The 16,760-nt window shown below is 69.4% G+C and carries 16 protein-coding genes; 13 read left to right on the top strand and 3 right to left on the bottom strand.

All coding sequences use genetic code 11. The annotated features are described in order from the left end of the window. The first annotated feature begins 68 nt into the window (after window positions 1-68). Window positions 69-905, top strand: a complete 837-nt coding sequence (locus ACFWF2_RS09550; RefSeq protein ID WP_379306355.1) for an HAD family hydrolase — start codon at window positions 69-71, stop codon at window positions 903-905. A 142-nt stretch (window positions 906-1,047) separates the two neighbouring features. Here ACFWF2_RS09550 and ACFWF2_RS09545 read toward each other — a convergent pair whose 3' ends face one another. Beyond that, the gene (locus ACFWF2_RS09545) at window positions 1,048-3,597 is read right to left on the bottom strand and encodes an N-acetylmuramoyl-L-alanine amidase (protein ID WP_379306429.1); all 2,550 of its coding nucleotides are present in this window, start codon (window positions 3,595-3,597) and stop codon (window positions 1,048-1,050) included. A 268-nt stretch (window positions 3,598-3,865) separates the two neighbouring features. On the opposite strand from ACFWF2_RS09545, the gene ACFWF2_RS09540 reads away from it, so the two are divergent. After that, a complete protein-coding gene (locus ACFWF2_RS09540; RefSeq protein WP_379306353.1) occupies window positions 3,866-5,446 on the top strand; it encodes a SpoIID/LytB domain-containing protein in 1,581 nt (526 codons plus the stop codon). Between the two features lie 78 nt (window positions 5,447-5,524). Here ACFWF2_RS09540 and ACFWF2_RS09535 read toward each other — a convergent pair whose 3' ends face one another. Then, window positions 5,525-6,025: a MarR family winged helix-turn-helix transcriptional regulator gene (locus ACFWF2_RS09535; RefSeq protein ID WP_379306351.1), complete on the bottom strand. Its 501-nt coding sequence runs from the start codon at window positions 6,023-6,025 to the stop codon at window positions 5,525-5,527. 102 nt (window positions 6,026-6,127) lie between these two features. Between ACFWF2_RS09535 and ACFWF2_RS09530 the strand changes: the two genes are divergently transcribed. Further along, entirely contained in the window at window positions 6,128-7,123 is a 996-nt protein-coding gene (locus ACFWF2_RS09530; protein ID WP_379306349.1) for an EamA family transporter, read from the top strand. 13 nt (window positions 7,124-7,136) lie between these two features. Here the strand turns inward: ACFWF2_RS09530 and ACFWF2_RS09525 are convergent, their stop codons facing one another. Further along, window positions 7,137-7,763 carry a TetR/AcrR family transcriptional regulator gene (locus ACFWF2_RS09525; protein ID WP_379306347.1) on the bottom strand — a complete coding sequence of 209 codons (627 nt, stop codon included), beginning with the start codon at window positions 7,761-7,763 and terminating at the stop codon, window positions 7,137-7,139. Between the two features lie 105 nt (window positions 7,764-7,868). On the opposite strand from ACFWF2_RS09525, the gene ACFWF2_RS09520 reads away from it, so the two are divergent. The 10 genes from ACFWF2_RS09520 to ACFWF2_RS09475 all read left to right on the top strand — a co-directional run bounded on the left by ACFWF2_RS09520 (window position 7,869) and on the right by ACFWF2_RS09475 (window position 16,738). After that, on the top strand, window positions 7,869-8,582 hold the full coding sequence (locus ACFWF2_RS09520; protein ID WP_379306345.1) for an SDR family NAD(P)-dependent oxidoreductase: 714 nt from the start codon (window positions 7,869-7,871) through the stop codon (window positions 8,580-8,582). Window positions 8,583-8,650: 68 nt separating this feature from the next. After that, window positions 8,651-9,409 carry a TipAS antibiotic-recognition domain-containing protein gene (locus tag ACFWF2_RS09515; protein WP_379306343.1) on the top strand — a complete coding sequence of 253 codons (759 nt, stop codon included), beginning with the start codon at window positions 8,651-8,653 and terminating at the stop codon, window positions 9,407-9,409. 246 nt (window positions 9,410-9,655) lie between these two features. Further along, window positions 9,656-10,111: a hypothetical protein gene (locus ACFWF2_RS09510; RefSeq protein ID WP_379306341.1), complete on the top strand. Its 456-nt coding sequence runs from the start codon at window positions 9,656-9,658 to the stop codon at window positions 10,109-10,111. Between the two features lie 27 nt (window positions 10,112-10,138). Beyond that, on the top strand, window positions 10,139-10,567 hold the full coding sequence (locus tag ACFWF2_RS09505; protein ID WP_379306339.1) for a hypothetical protein: 429 nt from the start codon (window positions 10,139-10,141) through the stop codon (window positions 10,565-10,567). A 9-nt stretch (window positions 10,568-10,576) separates the two neighbouring features. After that, a complete protein-coding gene (locus ACFWF2_RS09500; protein WP_379306337.1) occupies window positions 10,577-11,116 on the top strand; it encodes a hypothetical protein in 540 nt (179 codons plus the stop codon). A gap of 88 nt (window positions 11,117-11,204) precedes the next feature. Further along, on the top strand, window positions 11,205-11,894 hold the full coding sequence (locus tag ACFWF2_RS09495; protein WP_379306335.1) for a hypothetical protein: 690 nt from the start codon (window positions 11,205-11,207) through the stop codon (window positions 11,892-11,894). Between the two features lie 28 nt (window positions 11,895-11,922). After that, on the top strand, window positions 11,923-12,897 hold the full coding sequence (locus tag ACFWF2_RS09490; RefSeq protein ID WP_379306333.1) for a hypothetical protein: 975 nt from the start codon (window positions 11,923-11,925) through the stop codon (window positions 12,895-12,897). An 81-nt stretch (window positions 12,898-12,978) separates the two neighbouring features. After that, window positions 12,979-14,217 (top strand): UDP-galactopyranose mutase, encoded by a 1,239-nt coding sequence (glf, locus tag ACFWF2_RS09485; protein ID WP_379306331.1) that lies wholly within the window; start codon window positions 12,979-12,981, stop codon window positions 14,215-14,217. After that, on the top strand, window positions 14,214-16,136 hold the full coding sequence (locus ACFWF2_RS09480; RefSeq protein ID WP_379306329.1) for a glycosyltransferase: 1,923 nt from the start codon (window positions 14,214-14,216) through the stop codon (window positions 16,134-16,136). Before glf ends, ACFWF2_RS09480 begins: the two co-directional genes overlap by 4 nt. An 89-nt stretch (window positions 16,137-16,225) precedes the next feature. Next, entirely contained in the window at window positions 16,226-16,738 is a 513-nt protein-coding gene (locus ACFWF2_RS09475; protein WP_379306427.1) for a phosphatase PAP2 family protein, read from the top strand. Window positions 16,739-16,760: the final 22 nt, after the last annotated feature.

The following is a 16,760-nucleotide window of genomic DNA, read 5'->3' as shown; positions in this document are numbered from 1 at the left end:
CTGGATCGGGTATTCAGGCCCTGATCATAAGGACAGTCCGCCGTCCCCGCGTGGCGACGTGCGGCAGGATGGAATGGATGACGCCCCTGCACCCGAAACCGAAGTTGGTGGCCACCGATGTCGATGGCACGCTGATCGACGACGCGGACAAGGTATCGGCCCGCACCAAGTCCGCCGTCAACGCGCTCGTCGCCGACGGCGCCACCTTCGTGCTCGCCACCGGCAGGCCGCCGCGCTGGATCGATCCGGTCGTCAGCGAACTCGGGTACGCGCCGCTCGCGGTGTGCGGCAACGGCGCTGTCATCTACGACAGCGCCAACGACCGCGTCCTGTCCAGCCACACCCTCGACGTCGAGACCCTCGGCTGGCTGGCCGAACTCGCCGAACACGCGCTACCCGGCTGCGGACTGGCCACCGAGCGCGTCGGCGCGAGCGCGCACGACGCCGCCACCCCGCAGTTCGTCAGCTCGCCGAACTACGAGCACGCCTGGCTCAACCCGGACGACACCGTCGTCTCGCATGCCGAGGTGATCGAGTCGCCCGCGATCAAGATGCTGATCCGGCTGAGTTCGGCCCGCAGTTCCGCGATGCGCGCCGCGCTCGCGCCGCTGATCGGGGATCGCGCCGAGATCACCTACTCCACCGAGAACGGGCTGATCGAGCTGGCGGTGCCGCGGGTGACCAAGGCGTCCGGGCTGGCCGAGGTGGCGCGACGGGTCGGCGTCGACGACGCGTCGATCGTCGCGTTCGGCGACATGCCCAACGACGTGCCGATGCTGACGATGGCCGGGCACGGTGTCGCCATGGGTAACGCGCATCCGGAGGCACGTGCCGCCGCGGACGAGGTCACCGGAAGCAATATCGACAATGGCGTCGCGATGGTGCTCGAACGCTGGTGGTCCTGAGCTGGGCGATTGATCACCACGCTGTCAGGTGAGTATCGGCCGAGAGGCCTGCGCCACCACGGCTTGGTGATCTTGGTCGGACAAGTAACGGCCGGTGCCCTCGGGTGGAGGGGCACCGGCCGTTCTTCGCCATGACCGGGGGTTAGCCGACCGGGGCGGGCTCTGCGGCTACCGGAGGCTGGGCCGGTGCCGGATCGACGGGTACCGGGTCGGCCGCGCCGGGTGCGACGGCCTGCGGGTCCGTGGGGACCGGCGGGCCCGCGGGGGCGGCCGGTGCGGGTGCGGCGGCCTGTGGGCCGGCGGGGGCGGCCGGTTCCGTCGGTGAATTAGCGGGGGCCGCCGGGGTCGCGGGCACCCTCGACGTGGGCGCCGTGGTGGCGGGCGCCTGTTCGGGCTTGGTGTTCATCCCCTCCATCTCTTCCTCGTAGGTCTCGTTGTAGGTCTTCCAGAACGTGGTGACGATGCCGGTGAGCTCGTTGAGCACCAGCGAACCGTTCTGGAAATCGGTGCGCAGACCATCCGGTACGAGGTACGCACTGCCGGTCGGCAGGCCGAGCACGCCCGCGTCGGCACCCAGGCTCAGGTAGCGGTCCAGGATCGCGCCGACCACCTCGAAGACCTGGCCGTTCTCGCCGGAGAAGACGTAGCCGTTGGCGAACTTCGCGTACTGGCGGCCCTGTGAGCCCGACAGCAGATCCGACTGCGGCGCGCCGAGCGGACCGTCGACGCCGCCGCGGCTCACCCAGTGCCTGGCGATCTCGTTCTCGCCGGACAGCCCGAGCAGCTTGTCGACCAGGGCGCCCAGTTCGGCCATGTTGCCCTGCTGCGGTGCGCGGGCCTGCTGGCTCGGCGGGCGGGAAGGCGTCGCGGGTGAGGAATAGGTGCCCGCGTTGCCCGCGGCGATATTGCGGATGCGGTCCATCAGGGCGTAGAGGGCGTCGCCGGGGCAGTCGGTGTTGCCGACGTCGCGGTGGGCGAACACCACCGGCAGGTCGACCGCCTCGTCCAGGGCGTACGGGGTGAACTCGGTGCCCTCGGAGTACATCGTGGTGTGGCCCTTGGGGTTCAGCCCGGCGAGCTTGGTCCGCCAGCCGATGAACTTGCCGATCGCGTTGAGTGAGGCCTCGCTCGGGGTCTCTGACTCGTAGTTGCCCATCACCGCCACGCCCGCGGTGTTCTCGTTGAAACCACCCGCGTGCGCGCCCTGCACCGCGCGATCGAGACCGCCATAGCGACCCTCGAAGATCTGGCCGTACTGGTCGACCAGGGCGTTGTAGCCGATGTCGCACCAGCCGAGGGTTTCGGCGTGATAGGCGTAGATCGCCCGGACGATGCCCGCCGACTCCGCGCGGCTGTATTCGTTGCGGCCTGCCGTGTGATGCACGGTGACGCCGCCGACACCATCGTCGTAGGTGGGTTCCTCGCAGCGGATCGACTCGTCGGCGCCCCACTGCGCGCGGGTGATGACCTTCGGTCCGCCGCCGGGCAGCGCGGCCGCGACGTCGGTGAGTCCGGCGTCGATGGCGGCGCGGCCGGGGTTGATCAGGATCGCCTTGAGCGCGGCCTCGGTGAGGTGGGCCGGGTCGTGGTCGGGGGCCGCTGCCGGCTTGCGGGTCACCAGCATCTGTACGGCGGTGGTCTCGCCGACGTAGATCGGCTCGGTGCCGGTCAGTGCGTCGGCGGAAGTGTGGTCGGTGGCCCTGGTGTCGAGCGGATCGGCGTCGTACCAGGGTCCCCAGTTGCCGTCCTGCTGCCGGGCGCGCAGCTTGGTCGTGGTGTTCACCAGGTCACGCGCGGTGACGGCGACCATGCTGAACGGGGTGTCCTGGGTGAGCTCCTTGACCTGGGCGCCGACCTGGTCGACCAGGTCGGCGGCGACCGCGCCGGGGGAGAGCGCGGGGGTGTCGGGAGTGGTGCCGGGTTCCAGGTTGGCCGGATCGGCGATGAACTTGATGCCGGCCGGACGGTGGGCGACCGGGGCACCTGCGGGCGGAGTCGTCGCGGGTGCGGCCGGGGCTGGTGCGGCAGATGTCGGCGCTACGGGCGCTGCGGGAGCCGGAGCCGCGGGCGCCGCCGGGGCTGGTGCCGCGGGTGCCGGTGCCCTTGGTGCGACCGGTGCTGCCGGAGTTGGTGTTGCGGGGGCGGCCGGTGCCGCGGGTGCGACCGGCGCTGCGGGGGCTGGTGCCGCGGGTGCGCCGGGCGCTGCCGGTGCTGGTGCCCCTGGTGCTGCCGGAGCTGGCGCTGGCGCGGCCGGGGCCGCGGCGGGCGGCTGTGTCGCAGGCGCGGTCGGGACCGCGGTGCTCGGCGCCGGTGGACGCGCGGGTGCGCCGCCCTGCTGGGCGGGTGCCGGCGCGGCGGTGGTCGTCGTCGGCTGCGCCTTTGTCGGTATCGGCGGCAGCACGATCTCGGTCGGCAGCGCCACGCCCGGCGGAACGGGCAATCCCGGCGGCACCGGAATCGAGGTCGGCAGCGGCAGCATCTGCAGATCCGATAGGTGCAGATCGGGTAAGTCGAGACCGGTCAGCTCGCGTAGCGGGACAGTGATGTCGGGGACGGAGGTCAGCGCGACCTCGGCCAGCTGTGCGGGCACCGCCTCGAGCTGGTCGTTTGTGCTGCGGTAATCGGTCGAGTCGCTCAGCGCGAAGGCGCCGACAGGAGCGGCGACGGCGAGCGTGGTGACCACCGGGAGCACGTAGGAACGTTTCGGCTTTCGATTACGCACGTGCCTTCTCCAATCAGGGTCGAGCTCGTAGACCTTGGTGGTTCAGGGGCCCATCACCGGCAAGTGATGCTTGCTTCCTCTTGCCTCACACACCACACTAGTTAACATACGTCACATATCTAAACCTCAACTTGAGGATTATGTGATTGCTCGAATGTAGCCTTCGGAACCCGCTCGGCGGTGACGACATGCCGACGCGAGCTCCGCCGGTCGAACCACCGAACCGTGGGAGCGCAGGATGAGAGCGGACACCAAGATCAACCGCAGTACCCGCCGAGGGACAAGGCGACGCAGCGTGCCGATGCTGCGGACCCCGCCACTGCCGGTCCTGGTCGGCGGCACCGCACTGGCGCTGACCGGCGCGATCGGGCTGTGGCAGATCCTGCCCGGCCAAGTCGCGCCGACGGTCGGAGCAGGCCACGGGCGCGGGATGAGCCAGGTCGGCGCGTTCGACAGCGCCAGGGAAGGCTGGACCGCCGAGGAGATCCTCGGGCACTACTACCCGGGCGCCGCCCTCGGACAGGTCGGTCCGACCACCATCGGCGTCCGGCTGCAGGCCCAGGACGACGCCACCCTCGACACCTTCGCCGCCGCCGGCGCGCAGGTCGCGGGCCGGATGATCGGACCGGGCGAGGCCGCGCACCTCACTCCGCTGCCGGACGGCGGCGCGAACGTCGTGGTCACCACCGGCTGCGACGGCGAGGTGCTGTGGCAGGCCGCGACCGACGATCCGTTCGTCTACCCCGTCGATGCCGGGCCGGGCAGGCCCGCCGACGAACACCTCACCCTGTGCGGCGGCACCGCCTATCGCGGCGCGCTCGGCGTCGCGCTGGAGGGCGGCGCGTACCGGACCGTCAACCAGGTGGACCTCGACGACTACCTCGCCGGGCTGCTGCCCGCGGAAATGCAGGCGAACTGGGCCGATCAGGGTGCGTTCGAGGCCTTGCGCGCGCAGGCGATCGCCGCCCGTTCCTACGCGCTCGCGGAGAACCGCTACGCCTACGCGCAGACCTGCGACACCACCGATTGCCAGGTGTATCCCGGTACGGTGAAAGAGGATTCGCGCACCACCGAAGCCGTCGCGGCGACCACGGGCACGGTGCTGCTGCGCGACGGGCTGATCCTGCGCTCGGAGTACTCCGCGGCTCCCGACGGCGGCAGGCCCGCCGATATCGAGACCTTCGCCGTCGGCCCCGCGCCCGACGAACTCGTCGAAACCGCACCGGCGCCACCAGCTCCCACCTCTCCGACCGAGCCTGACCCGACGATCGAGCCTGACCCGACGATCGAGGCACTTGCGGGCGAGAGCATCATCGACGCCGAGTACCGGCGGATCGGCGGTGCGCAGAGTGCGATCGGCGCGCCCATCGGGCCGGAAATGCAACTGCCGCAACGGGCGGGCACCTACCGGCTGTACACGAACGGTGTCATCGTGGCGACGAAGACGCTCGGCGCGCAGGTCGTCGACTTCTCGACGCTGCTCCAGCTCGTTCCGGGCGCGGGTGATCAGCTGCCTCCGTCGGCGTCGGGGGAGCCGAAGGTGACGACGCCCGAAGGTTCGGCGCCAATGGATGCCACGCCGGGCGCGCAGATCCCGGCCCAACCCGGCGACCCGACGCTGGGTGCGGGTGGTGCGCCGACGGCTGACGCGCCGACGCCCGGTGCGGGTGCTGTGCCGCCGGCAGGTGCGCCTGCGCCGGTGGCTGGTGTGCCGACGCAGGCTGCGGCTGGCGCGCCGGTGGCTGGTGTGCCGCTGGAGACGCCCGTGTACGGCCAGGCGAATCCGGCTGCCGCGCCGGGGATCTATGGCGGCGAGTAGCCCGGCGTAATCGTGCAAATCGGCGCGCTTCGATCAGATATCTGACTGCCGCAGCTCGAATTGCACGATGACGCCGGGTTAGTCGAGGGCGGTGTCGTCCAGGCCGACAGCCAGGACACGCAGCAGACCGGCGAGTTGTTCGCGATCCTCGGCGCCCAGCGCCGCGAGCAGCCGCTGCTCGTTCTCCATATGCAGTGGCAGCAGGCGGTCGACCAGTTCCCTGCCCTCGTCGGTGAGCTGGACGAAGACCGACCGGCGGTCATCGGCCGACGGGACGCGCCGGACCAGGTTCTTCGCGGCCAGCCGATCGATCCGGTTGGTGATCGCGCCGGAGGTGACCATGGCGGCCCGGTTGAGCGAGCCCGCGGTCAGGCCGGTGTCGCCGCCGGAGCGGCGCAGCGTGGCCAGCACGTCGAACTCCCAGAATTCCAGGCCGTGACCTGCGAAGAAGCGTTTGAGGTCCTGCTCGAGGACGCGCGAGAGCCGGGTGATCCGGCCGACGATCGCCATCGGCGACACGTCGACATCGGGGCGTTCGGCCCGCCAGTGCGCGGTGATCAGGTCGACGGCATCCCGCATGCGCTTTCCTCTCGGTTGAAACTCTTAACGTTCATCTACTTGACGCTGAGCCATCCCGCCGGGTAGATATTTCAATGTTGAGATTATCAATCAGGAGTGAACATGACCACCGCAACCCGCCCGACCGGCTACGCGGGCACCCTCGCACTCACCGCCCTCACCCCGATCGTGTGGGGCTCCACCTACGCCGTCACCACCGAATTCCTGCCACCGGACCGGCCCCTGTTCACCGCCCTGATGCGCGCCCTGCCCGCGGGCCTGGTGCTGCTGGCGCTGACCAGGGTGCTGCCGCGCGGCATCTGGCTCGGCCGCGCCGCGGTGCTCGGCGTGCTCAATATCGGCGCGTTCTTCCCGCTGCTGTTCCTGGCCGCGTACCGGCTGCCCGGCGGCGTGGCCGGGGTGCTCGGCGCGGTGGCGCCGATGATCGCACTCGGCTTCGCGGCCGTGCTGCTCGCCGAGGCGCCGACCCGGCGCAAGGTGATCGCCGGGGTGATCGGCGTCTTCGGCGTCGCGCTGGTCGTGCTGCGCGGTAACGCCGAGCTGGACACGATCGGTGTCGTCGCCGGACTGGCCGGCGCGGCGGCGATGTCGGCGGGCACCGTGCTGACCAAGAAGTGGGGACGCCCCGACGGCGTCGGTCCGCTGGCGATGACCGGCTGGCAGCTCACCGCCGGTGGGCTGTTCATCCTGCCGCTCGCGGTGCTCCTCGAAGGCGCTCCGCCCGCGCTCGACGGTGCCGCCATCGGTGGCTACCTGTACCTCGGCATCATCGGCACCGCGCTCGCGTACTGGCTGTGGTTCCGCGGAATCTCGCGTGTGCCCGCGACTTCGGTGGCGTTCCTCGGTCTGCTGAGCCCGATGTCGGCCGCGGTGATCGGCTGGATCGCCCTCGGTCAGGCGCTCACTCCGTTGCAGATCCTCGGCCTCGTCATCGCTCTCGCCGGCACCGTGCTCGGCCAGATTCCGCCGAAGCCCGCGCCGGTGGTGGCTGAACCGTTCCCGCCCGAGGACATCGACGACGCCGCTGTCGCGATCACCGAGGTCGCGGTTCTGCCTGCGCCGGAAGCGGTTTCGGCGGCCGAAGCTACCGCCCGCTGAGTAGCCGGTCGGCTCAGCCGCGCATCGCCTGCATCAACTGGTCCTCGGTGAGGGCCGGAACCGGCAGGGGGTGCGCGGCTTTCGCGCGCAGGCCGTCCAGGATCAGGGCGAGGTTGCGGCGCCAGAGCTCGGGGGCGACGCTCGCCGTCGCGGCGACGACACTCGTATGCGACCAGGTGATGAAGGCGATGTCCTCGAGTGTCCAGTCAGGGCGCAGCGCTCCGGCCTCCTGAGCGCGGGCGATGATCCGGCGCATCAGCGCGTGACCGTGCTCGCGTGCCCGCTCCAGCGCGGCGCTCGGTGGATTGCGCAGGGCGAGCTCGCCGAGGATGCGGTCGCTCGCCTGGAGTGCGCAGATCCGCTCGACGAGGAACGTGAACGACTCCCACGGGTCGGTGAGTTCGAGCGCCTGCTCGGCGATCGCGGTGCCTGCCTCGACCCGGTCGGCGACGGCGGCGGCGATGAGGTCGTCGCGGGTGGGGAAACGGTTGTAGAGGGTGCCGATCGCGACGTCGGCCCGCGCGGCGATGTCCTTGAGCGGCGCGTCGAGCCCGCGTTCCTCGAAGAGCTCGCGGGCCGCGGTGACCAGCGCGTCGCGGTTGCGCTTGGCGTCGCTGCGCAACGGCTTGTCCTCGGGCATTCGCCGATCCTACAAATCAGCGGTGCGATTTATCTTGAGCCATGGTTCAAGTTAGTGCTACGTTGCCGATAACTGAACCATCGCTCAACTTAGTGAGGTAGTCGGATGAGCACGCTCGCGATCTTCGGATACGGACCCGGGCTGGGCGCGGGAACGGCGCGGCACTTCGGTCGCAACGGATTTCGGGTCGCGGTGATCGGCCGTGACCCGGACGCGGCCGCGGAACGCGCCGAGGCCCTGCGCGCGGACGGGATCGAGGCCGAGGCGTTCGCCGCCGACATCACCGATCCGGCGCAGCCCGCGGAGGTCATCGCACGGGTAGCGGAGAAGCTGGGGCCGATCGAGGTGGCGGTGCACGCGGCCGCGGCGGGGATGTCGATCCGCAGCGCGTCCACCCGCGATGTCGACCCGTCGGCGCTGGAACTGCCGTTCGCGCTGAAGGTGTATTCGCCGATCCAGCTCAGCCGCGCGCTGCTGCCCGCCATGGTCGCGCGCGGCAGCGGCGCCCTGCTGTTCTCCTCGGGCGCCTCCGAGGCGAATCTGCAGCCCTACCTGGCCAATATGGGTGTCGCGCTCGGCGCCCAGCGCGCCTACGTCCGCCAGCTGGCCGCCGAACTCGACGGCACCGGCGTCTACGTCGGGCTGCTCGCGATCGGCGCGCTCATCGAGAACAGCGCCGTCCAGCGGCAGGTCGACGCGCATCCCGAGCTGATCCCCGCCGGGCTGGAACTGCCGCGGATCGGCAACGACGAACTCGGCGCGCGGTACTGGCGGATGTACACCGAACGCGACACCGTCGAGGTCGAGATCGGGTTCTGACTTTCGGTGTTGACTTTGACGTAACGTCAACTTGCAGACTGGAGACACCGACGAGAAAGGGAGTGGTCATGGCGGGTGAATGGTCCATCCAGGACCTCGCGAAAGCCGCGGGCACCACCAGCCGGACGCTGCGCCACTACGGCCAGCTCGGGCTGCTCGAGCCGAGCCGGACCGGCGCCAACGGCTACCGCTACTACGACCAGAACTCCCTGATCCGCCTGCAGCGCATCCTGCTGCTGCGCGAACTCGGCCTCGGCCTCCCGGTGATCGCCGAGGTCCTCGCCGGTGAACAGGACACCGCGGGCGCCCTGCGCACCCACCTGGAACTGCTTCGGCAGCAACAGGATCGGATCGCACGCCAGATCGAGTCGGTGTCCACCACGTTGCACAAGACCGAAAGAGGTGAACCACTCATGGCCGCAGAGGTTTTCGACGGCTTCGACCACACTCAGTACAAGGATGAGGTCACCGAACGCTGGGGCAAGGATGCCTACGAAAGCGGCGACCGCTGGTGGCGTTCGCTGACCGAAGACGGCAAGAAGGCGTTCCTGCAGACCCAGCTCGACATCGCCGCCGACTTCGGAAAGGCCTATGCCGCTGGACTTCCCGTCGATGGCGAGACCGTCCAGGCGATCGTCGCCAGGCACCGCGCCTGGCTCGGTGACGGAACGCAGGGCCGCCCGGTGACCGACGAGTACCTGCTCGGACTCGGCGAGATGTACGTCGCCGACCCGCGTTTCCGGAAGAACTACGACGTGCACGGCGAGGGGACGTCCGAGTACATCCTCGACGCGTTCCGCGCGTACGTCGCGGGGAAGTCCGCCTGACGAATGACGGTCGGGTGACCGGAATACAGTGCGACAGCCGCGCTCGGATGACAGCCGTCCGGGCGTGGCTGTCGGCGTGATCCGCACTCGACCGCCGAGGTGCGAGACAGCGGTAGGCTTCCCCCGCGCCCGGATGCTGGGCGTTGGACACTGTTTTGGTATCTCGGGGGAGCTATGAACCATCAGCCAAGACCGCAGGGCTTTCCGCCGCAGCGTGGTACGGACCGTACGCCTCCCGCATCGGCAATGATCGCGGGAATCGGTGCAATCGTCGGTGGGCTGGTCGGACTGGTCCGGGTGCAGATGGGGTACGCCGGGCTCCGAGTGGTCGAGGAAATGCGGGATCCCACGAGCGAAGTCGACTGGGATGGGCTCGAGTTGGAGAACCAGCTCGAACTCGCCACCGGCGCGGTTTTCCTCGTGCTGCTCGGCCTGGGCGGAGCGCTGTTGCTCGCGCGGCGCGCGGCCGGGCTGACGATGGTGATCATCGGCGGCGGTCTCGGGATCTTCGGTTGCCTCGTCCCGCTCGCGACGGCGAAGTACGCCCAGACGCAGGTCATCTATGTCGGGCTCGCGCTCGCTTGCGTGGTGCTGCTGGTCATGGCGCTACTTCCGGCGACCCACCGCTGGATCGATGCCCGGCCGAGCGGTCCGTCCGCACCTGCGAACACCCCGCGATCGGCCGTTCCGCCGTATAACTGACGGCGACGTCGACAAGTAGCGGGGACAGTGGTGGATCAGGTGCGGCCGGAGCGGCCTTCTCGCGCGGTGACCGCGCTGGTCGCGGGATGGCTCGGGGTGCTGGTCGGTGGTGCGGGAATCATCGTCGGCACGGCGACGGCGGTGGTGCTGGCGCTCGGACGTGAGATCGAGCTCGATTACGTGGGGGCGGGGATCGTCGGCGGGCTCGGGGTGGTCTATCTGCTCGGGGCGTTGCTGTTGTTGCGGCGGCGGATGCTGGGCAGGCGGATGCTGGTCACCATGTCCGCGGTGATGGCCGGTGCGACATTGCTGGTCATCGTGCTCAACGGGTCGAGTCACGGGTGGCGGTTGGGGCCGCTGGATTTCTGGCTCGCGCTCAATGTGGTGATCCTCGTGCTCAGCCTGAGTGAGCCGACGCGGCGCTGGACCACCACGCGTCGGCACGGCACGGGATAGGTTCTGAGCATGGTCGTGCAGGAAACGAAGTCGACAATCGGTGACGTGACGGCGATTACCGCCGTGTGCTGCGCCGCCATCGCCGCCGCGGCGAATCTGCTCGGCACTGTGATTCTCGTGCGCGCCTTTCTCGCCGACCCCGACCGGCTCGACGACTCGCTGACCCTGTTCACCACGCTCGGCGCGCTGGTGGCGGCGTTCGCGTTCGGCTACGGCGGGCTGCTGCTCGCGCGGCGCGACCAGACCGGCCGGTGGGTGCTCATCGTCGCGGCGAGCGCGCAGGTCGGCCTCGGTGTGCTCGGCCTGCTGGCCACGCTCGTGAACTACGACTCCGAGTACGGCATCCACTGGTTCGCCGAGGAGCCGGTGATCCGTTCGATTCCGATCGGCTTCGGCGGGGTACCCGGTGCCGTGACGGCGATCGTGAACCACAGCTGGGCGGCGGCGCTGGCCGCCGTCGTCCTCGGCGCGCTGGTGCTGCTGCCCGCGGCACTGCCGTGGACGGCGGCCTACGCTCGGCCGGACCACGCTGTCGGGCCGACCGTATAGTTTCGGCGGGTCAGCGTCGGACAGCGGCGCGGGCACGTCGGTTCGGGCGCGTAGGTGTTGAAGACGGCTTCCACGAGGGGGATTCGCAATGGGGTATCCGTACGGCCCGCAACAGAGCAACGACCCGTACGCGGGCGGCTACGCGCAACCAGGCTACGGCGCAGATCCTTACGCCCAGCAGGGCTACCCCGCGCAACCGCACGGCGCACCGGCCTATGGTGTCCAGTCCTATCCGGCCCCGGGCCACGAATATGGTTACGGAGCACCGGTTTACGGAGCCGCCCCCTACCCGGGCTACGGTCAGCCCCGGGCCGGCGGCGGAACCGCGATCACTGCCGCGGTGATCGCACTGCTGCTGTCGTTGATCTCCCTGGGCGGCCTCGGCATCGGCTTGGCGATTCTGCTGAGCACCGACGCCACGAGCGCTCGGGACGAAGCGGGCCGTGAGGAAGTGGCGATCGGCCTCGCGATCGGCTCAGCCCCAGCTCTGCTGTTGCTGCTCGGCTCCATCCTGCTGTTCCGGCGCAAGACCGCAGGCCGGGTGCTCCTCATCCTCCTTTCTTCGATCAGCCTGATCGGCATCGGATTGTCGGCGGGAGCCGCGATCGTGGAAAACAGTGCGGAAACCGGCTACGAAACCACTCCGGCCACACTTGTCGGCGCCGTCATCGTCGGAGCGATTCCCCTGCTGATCCTTGTCATGGCCGCAGCCCCGTCCACCGGCCGCTGGATCCGCGCAGGCCGCCAGCCCGCGTACCCTCCGTACCCGTACAACTGACGATCCGCGCGAACACGGGGGACAACGCATGAGCCATCCATCCGGCCACGATCCGAATGCGGGTGCGGCTCAGCCGGTCTCGCCAGGCAATGGCCTGGCGCCCGCGACCGTGCGCTACGGCCATGACCACCCGCTGCCCGCCGGTGCCAGCGCGGATCAGCGAGTACCCGCGATCGGCTATCCGAGCTCGCCTGCAGGCCCGGCCGGGGCTATGCCCGGGGTGTTCCCCGGGCAGCCCTATCTCGGATCGGCGGGCCCAGGACAGCCGGCCGGTGAATGGTGGCAATCGCCGGCTACGGACGCGAGCGTGCTGCCCGGGATGCCGATGGCCGGATATCCGGGACATCAAGGGTTTCCGGGTGCCCAAACGCGGGCGAGACGTTCCGGCACACGGGGCGCGCTCACACACCGGGCGGCGATCGCGCTCGCCGTGGTGCTCGCCGGGGTTGCTGCCGGCGCGACGGTCGGCGGGTTCAGGGCGATCCAGCTGATCGGCTCCGGTTACCCGGACGACACTCGCCGAGTCCTGGCCATGACCCTGGCGCACCTGGTCGCCGCGCTGCTCTGGGTGGTTGCCGCGCTGCTGCTCGCGCGGCGGGTGAAGGCAGGTCGGGCGATGGCCGGCGTCCTCGCGGTGGGGTATCTCGCGTTGAACGTGCTCGGGCTGGACTCGATATTCACCATCATGCTGCACGTCGTCATGATCGACGCGGGCTGGGGTGACAGTCTGCTTTTCGACGACGAATCTGGGAGGCGGATCGCCGGGGCGGGGGCTGTGCTGTCGGTGCTCATGCTCATCCTGATGCTGGTCTCGGCAGCCACCACGACCCGGACGCAGGGTCGACGACCTCCGCAGGTGCCATCCGGCTTCGCTGGACAGACACCGCACGGGGCGATCCCCGGTGGATACCCCCACGGACAAGCGATGCCCTATCCCGGTGGATCCGTGCAGGGACAGGTCACTCCCTATCCCGGCGCCCCGCCGCACCACCCCTACCGCTGAGGCGGCCGAATCGACCCAGGTCAGGCCCAGGTCGGTGACTCCGCCGGGACAATCTGCGGTCTTCCGATACGCTGGGCACCCGTGACCGTCGCATCGTCCCCGGGTAACTCCGTCAACGCAGATTCCGCCACTTCGGCAAACCAGTACGACCTGATCGTGGTCGGCTCCGGCTTCTTCGGCCTGACCGTCGCCGAGCGTGCCGCGAACCTGCTCGGCAAGCGGGTGCTGGTGATCGACCGCCGCTACCACCTCGGTGGCAACGCCTACTCGGAGCCGGAGCCGGAAACCGGTATCGAGATCCACAAGTACGGGGCGCATCTGTTCCACACCTCGAACAAGAAGGTGTGGGACTACGTCACCCAGTTCACCGAGTTCACCGGGTACCAGCACCGCGTGTTCGCGCTGCACAAGGGCCAGGCCTACCAGTTCCCGATGGGACTCGGCCTGATCTCGCAGTTCTTCGGCCGCTACTTCACCCCCGAAGAGGCCAAGGCGCTGATCGCCGAGCAGGCCGCCGAGGTGGAGACCGCCGACGCGCAGAACCTCGAGGAGAAGGCGATCTCACTGATCGGCCGCCCGCTCTACGAGGCGTTCGTGCGCGACTACACCGCCAAGCAGTGGCAGACCGACCCCAAGGAACTGCCCGCGGGCAACATCACCCGCCTGCCGGTGCGCTACACCTTCGACAACCGCTACTTCAACGACACCTACGAGGGCCTCCCCAAGGAGGGGTACACGAAGTGGCTGGAGAACATGGCCGCCTCCGAGCTCATCGAGGTGCGCCTGAACACCGACTGGTTCGACGTGCGTGACGAGATCGTCGCGGCCAGCCCGGACGCTCCGGTCGTCTACACCGGCCCGCTGGATCACTACTTCGACTACGCCGAGGGCGAGCTGGGCTGGCGCACGATCGACTTCGAGACCGAGGTACTCGAGATCGGCGACTTCCAGGGCACCTCGGTGATGAACTACAACGACGCCGACGCCCCGTACACCCGCATCATCGAGCCGCGCCACTTCCACCCCGAGCGCGACTACCCGACCGACAAGACGGTCATCATGCGCGAGTTCTCCCGCTTCGCGCAGACCGGCGACGAGCCGTACTACCCGATCAACACTCCCGAGGACCGCGCCAAGCTGCTGGCCTACCGCGAGCTCGCCAAAGAGGAGACCGCCGGGAAGAAGGTCCTCTTCGGTGGCCGCCTCGGCACCTACCAGTACCTGGACATGCACATGGCGATCGGTTCGGCGCTGAGCATGTTCGAGAACGTGCTGCGCCCGCACCTGGAGTCCGGCGCGGCCCTGGTGGACGAGGCGTGAGCGCGCCGGTGCTCGACGACGTGACCACCGAGACGCGAGCGAAGGCGCTGCTGCAGCGGATCATCCTGCCGCGTCCGGGCGAGCCGCTCGACGTGCGGACCCTCTACCTGGAGGAATCCACCACCAACGCGCGCCGCGCGCACGCCACCAGCCGGACCGCGCTCTCGATCGGCGCCGAGTCCGAGGTGTCGTTCTGCACCTACTTCAACGCGCTGCCCGCCAGCTACTGGCGGCGCTGGAGCGTGCTGAACTCGGTGGTGCTTCGCCTGGAACTGGCCGGGCACGGCCGCGTCGACGTCTACCGCTCCAAGGCCGACGGCTCGCGAATCCATGTGCAGGGCAAGGAATTCGCTGTCGCCCAGGGCGCGGAGTCGGTGACCGTGGCGTTCGAGACCGATCTCGGTCCGTTCGAGGACGGCGGCTGGATCTGGTTCGACATCACCACCGACACGGCGGTCACGCTGCTCGCCGGTGGCTGGTACGCGCCGCAGGACGCGCCGGGCACCGGCACCATCGCGGTCGGCATGCCCACCTTCAACCGGCCGACCGACCTGGTCAAGACGCTGGCCGCGCTGGGTTCCGACCCGCTGGTGCTCGGCAATGTCACCAAGGTGATCGTGGCCGACCAGGGCAACCGCAAGGTCGTCGACGAGCCCGGCTTCACCGAGGCCGCCGCGACCCTCGGCGACCGGCTCTCCATCCACGACCAGCCCAACCTCGGCGGGTCCGGCGGCTACAGCCGGGTGATGTACGAGGCGCTCAAGACCGACGCCGAGTTCATCGTCTACATGGACGACGACATCGAGATCGAGCCCGACTCGATCCTGCGCGCGCTCGCGTTCTCCCGGTTCGCCAAGTCGCCGCTGCTGGTCGGCGGGCAGATGCTGAACCTGCAGGAGCGTTCGCACCTGCACAGCATGGGCGAGGTCGTCGACCGCGGGATCTTCATGTGGTCCTCCGCGCCGAACGTCGAGTACGACCACGACTTCTCGAAGTACCCGCTCAAGGACCGCGACAACTCCAAGCTGCTGCACCGGCGCATCGACGTCGACTTCAACGGCTGGTGGACCTGCGTGATCCCGCGCCAGGTTGCCGAGCAGATCGGTCAGCCGCTGCCGCTGTTCCTCAAGTGGGACGACGTCGAGTACGGCCTGCGCGCCCGCGAGGCCGGCTACCCGACCATCACCCTGCCCGGCGCGGCCGTGTGGCACATGGCCTGGTCCGATAAGGACGACGCCATCGACTGGCAGGCGTATTTCCACCTGCGCAACCGCCTTGTCGTCGCCTCGCTGCACCTGCCCGGCGACGGCAAGCCGATGATCGTGAACACGGTCAAGGCCACCCTCAAGCACCTGCTGTGCCTGGAGTACTCGACGGTCGCCATCCAGAACGAGGCGATCCGCGACTTCCTGGCCGGGCCCGAGGGCCTGTTCGACCTGCTGCCGAGCGCGCTGGGCAAGATCCACGCCATGCGCAAGCAGTACCCGGACGCCGTGGTGCTGCCGTCATCGACGGAGCTGCCGCTGGCCAACCGGCACGGCGTCGGCGCGACCGGCGAGCCGGGCAACCCGATCGCGAAGGTCGCGCGCCTGGCCAAGGGCGTCGTGCACAACTTCCGCAAGGCCGACCCGGCCGCGCACGAGACACCGCAGCTCAACGTGCCGACGCTGGACGCGCGCTGGTTCCTGCTGTCCCAGGTCGACGGCGTCACCGTGACGACCGCCGACGGGCGTGGCGTCGTCTACCGCAAGCGCGACCCGCGCAAGGCCGCCGAGCTCCTCAAGGAAGCGATGCGCCTGCGTAAAGAGCTCACCGCCCGCTTCCCGGAGATGCAGCAGCGCTACCGGGCCGCGCACGCCGAGCTGACCAGCACGGCGGCGTGGGAGAAGACCTTCGGCCTGAACGGAACCCAGAAGTGAACGCGATCAACCCCGAACTGCCCGAGCTGGAGCTGGCCGAGGAAGGCTGCGGCGGTGAGTGCGCCTGCGCGTGCGGCGACGACGAGTACATCGAGGTTCCGCTCGAGGTCGGCATCATCAACACCGTGCAGACGACCATCGGCACCAACCCGGCCGTCGTCTCGGCCGCGCGCGGCATGTCGCACTTCGGTGAGCACGCGCTGGGCTGGGTCGGCATCGCCGCGGCGGGCTGGCTGGTCGACAAGCGGCGCCGTCGGCAGTGGGCCGGTGTCGCGGTCGGCGCCGTCGGCGCGCATGCCGCGTCGATCGTGATCAAGCGGATCGTCCGGCGCCCGCGTCCGAACAGTCCTGCGGTGCAGGTCAACGTGTCGACGCCGAGCAAACTGAGCTTCCCGTCCTCGCACGCGACCTCGACTACGGCGGCGGCGGTGTTGCTCGGCAGGTTGACCGGGCTACCCTTGCCTGCGGTGCTCGTGCCGCCGATGCTCCTTTCCCGGGTCGTGCTCGGTGTGCATTACCCTTCCGACGTGCTCGCCGGTTCCGCATTGGGTGCCGCGTCGGCAGCTGCCGTGCTAGCCGCCGAAAAGAGACTCCGACAGTGACCGCAACCGAAAGAACCTTGGC

Source organism: Nocardia sp. NPDC060259, from assembly GCF_042728775.1.
Classification (GTDB): domain Bacteria; phylum Actinomycetota; class Actinomycetes; order Mycobacteriales; family Mycobacteriaceae; genus Nocardia.
This window is presented reverse-complemented; position numbering and strand designations above follow the sequence as displayed.

What these genes read in the sequence shown, in the direction of transcription:
- ACFWF2_RS09520 (WP_379306345.1), top strand. Translation starts at nt 7,869, where the DNA reads ATGAGCACGCTCGCGATCTTCGGATACGGACCCGGGCTGGGCGCGGGA.
- ACFWF2_RS09535 (WP_379306351.1), bottom strand. Translation starts at nt 6,025, where the DNA reads ATGCGGGATGCCGTCGACCTGATCACCGCGCACTGGCGGGCCGAACGC.
- ACFWF2_RS09540 (WP_379306353.1), top strand. Translation starts at nt 3,866, where the DNA reads ATGAGAGCGGACACCAAGATCAACCGCAGTACCCGCCGAGGGACAAGG.
- ACFWF2_RS09510 (WP_379306341.1), top strand. Translation starts at nt 9,656, where the DNA reads ATGATCGCGGGAATCGGTGCAATCGTCGGTGGGCTGGTCGGACTGGTC.
- ACFWF2_RS09490 (WP_379306333.1), top strand. Translation starts at nt 11,923, where the DNA reads ATGAGCCATCCATCCGGCCACGATCCGAATGCGGGTGCGGCTCAGCCG.
- ACFWF2_RS09530 (WP_379306349.1), top strand. Translation starts at nt 6,128, where the DNA reads ATGACCACCGCAACCCGCCCGACCGGCTACGCGGGCACCCTCGCACTC.
- ACFWF2_RS09495 (WP_379306335.1), top strand. Translation starts at nt 11,205, where the DNA reads ATGGGGTATCCGTACGGCCCGCAACAGAGCAACGACCCGTACGCGGGC.
- ACFWF2_RS09550 (WP_379306355.1), top strand. Translation starts at nt 69, where the DNA reads ATGGAATGGATGACGCCCCTGCACCCGAAACCGAAGTTGGTGGCCACC.
- ACFWF2_RS09500 (WP_379306337.1), top strand. Translation starts at nt 10,577, where the DNA reads ATGGTCGTGCAGGAAACGAAGTCGACAATCGGTGACGTGACGGCGATT.
- ACFWF2_RS09525 (WP_379306347.1), bottom strand. Translation starts at nt 7,763, where the DNA reads ATGCCCGAGGACAAGCCGTTGCGCAGCGACGCCAAGCGCAACCGCGAC.
- ACFWF2_RS09515 (WP_379306343.1), top strand. Translation starts at nt 8,651, where the DNA reads ATGGCGGGTGAATGGTCCATCCAGGACCTCGCGAAAGCCGCGGGCACC.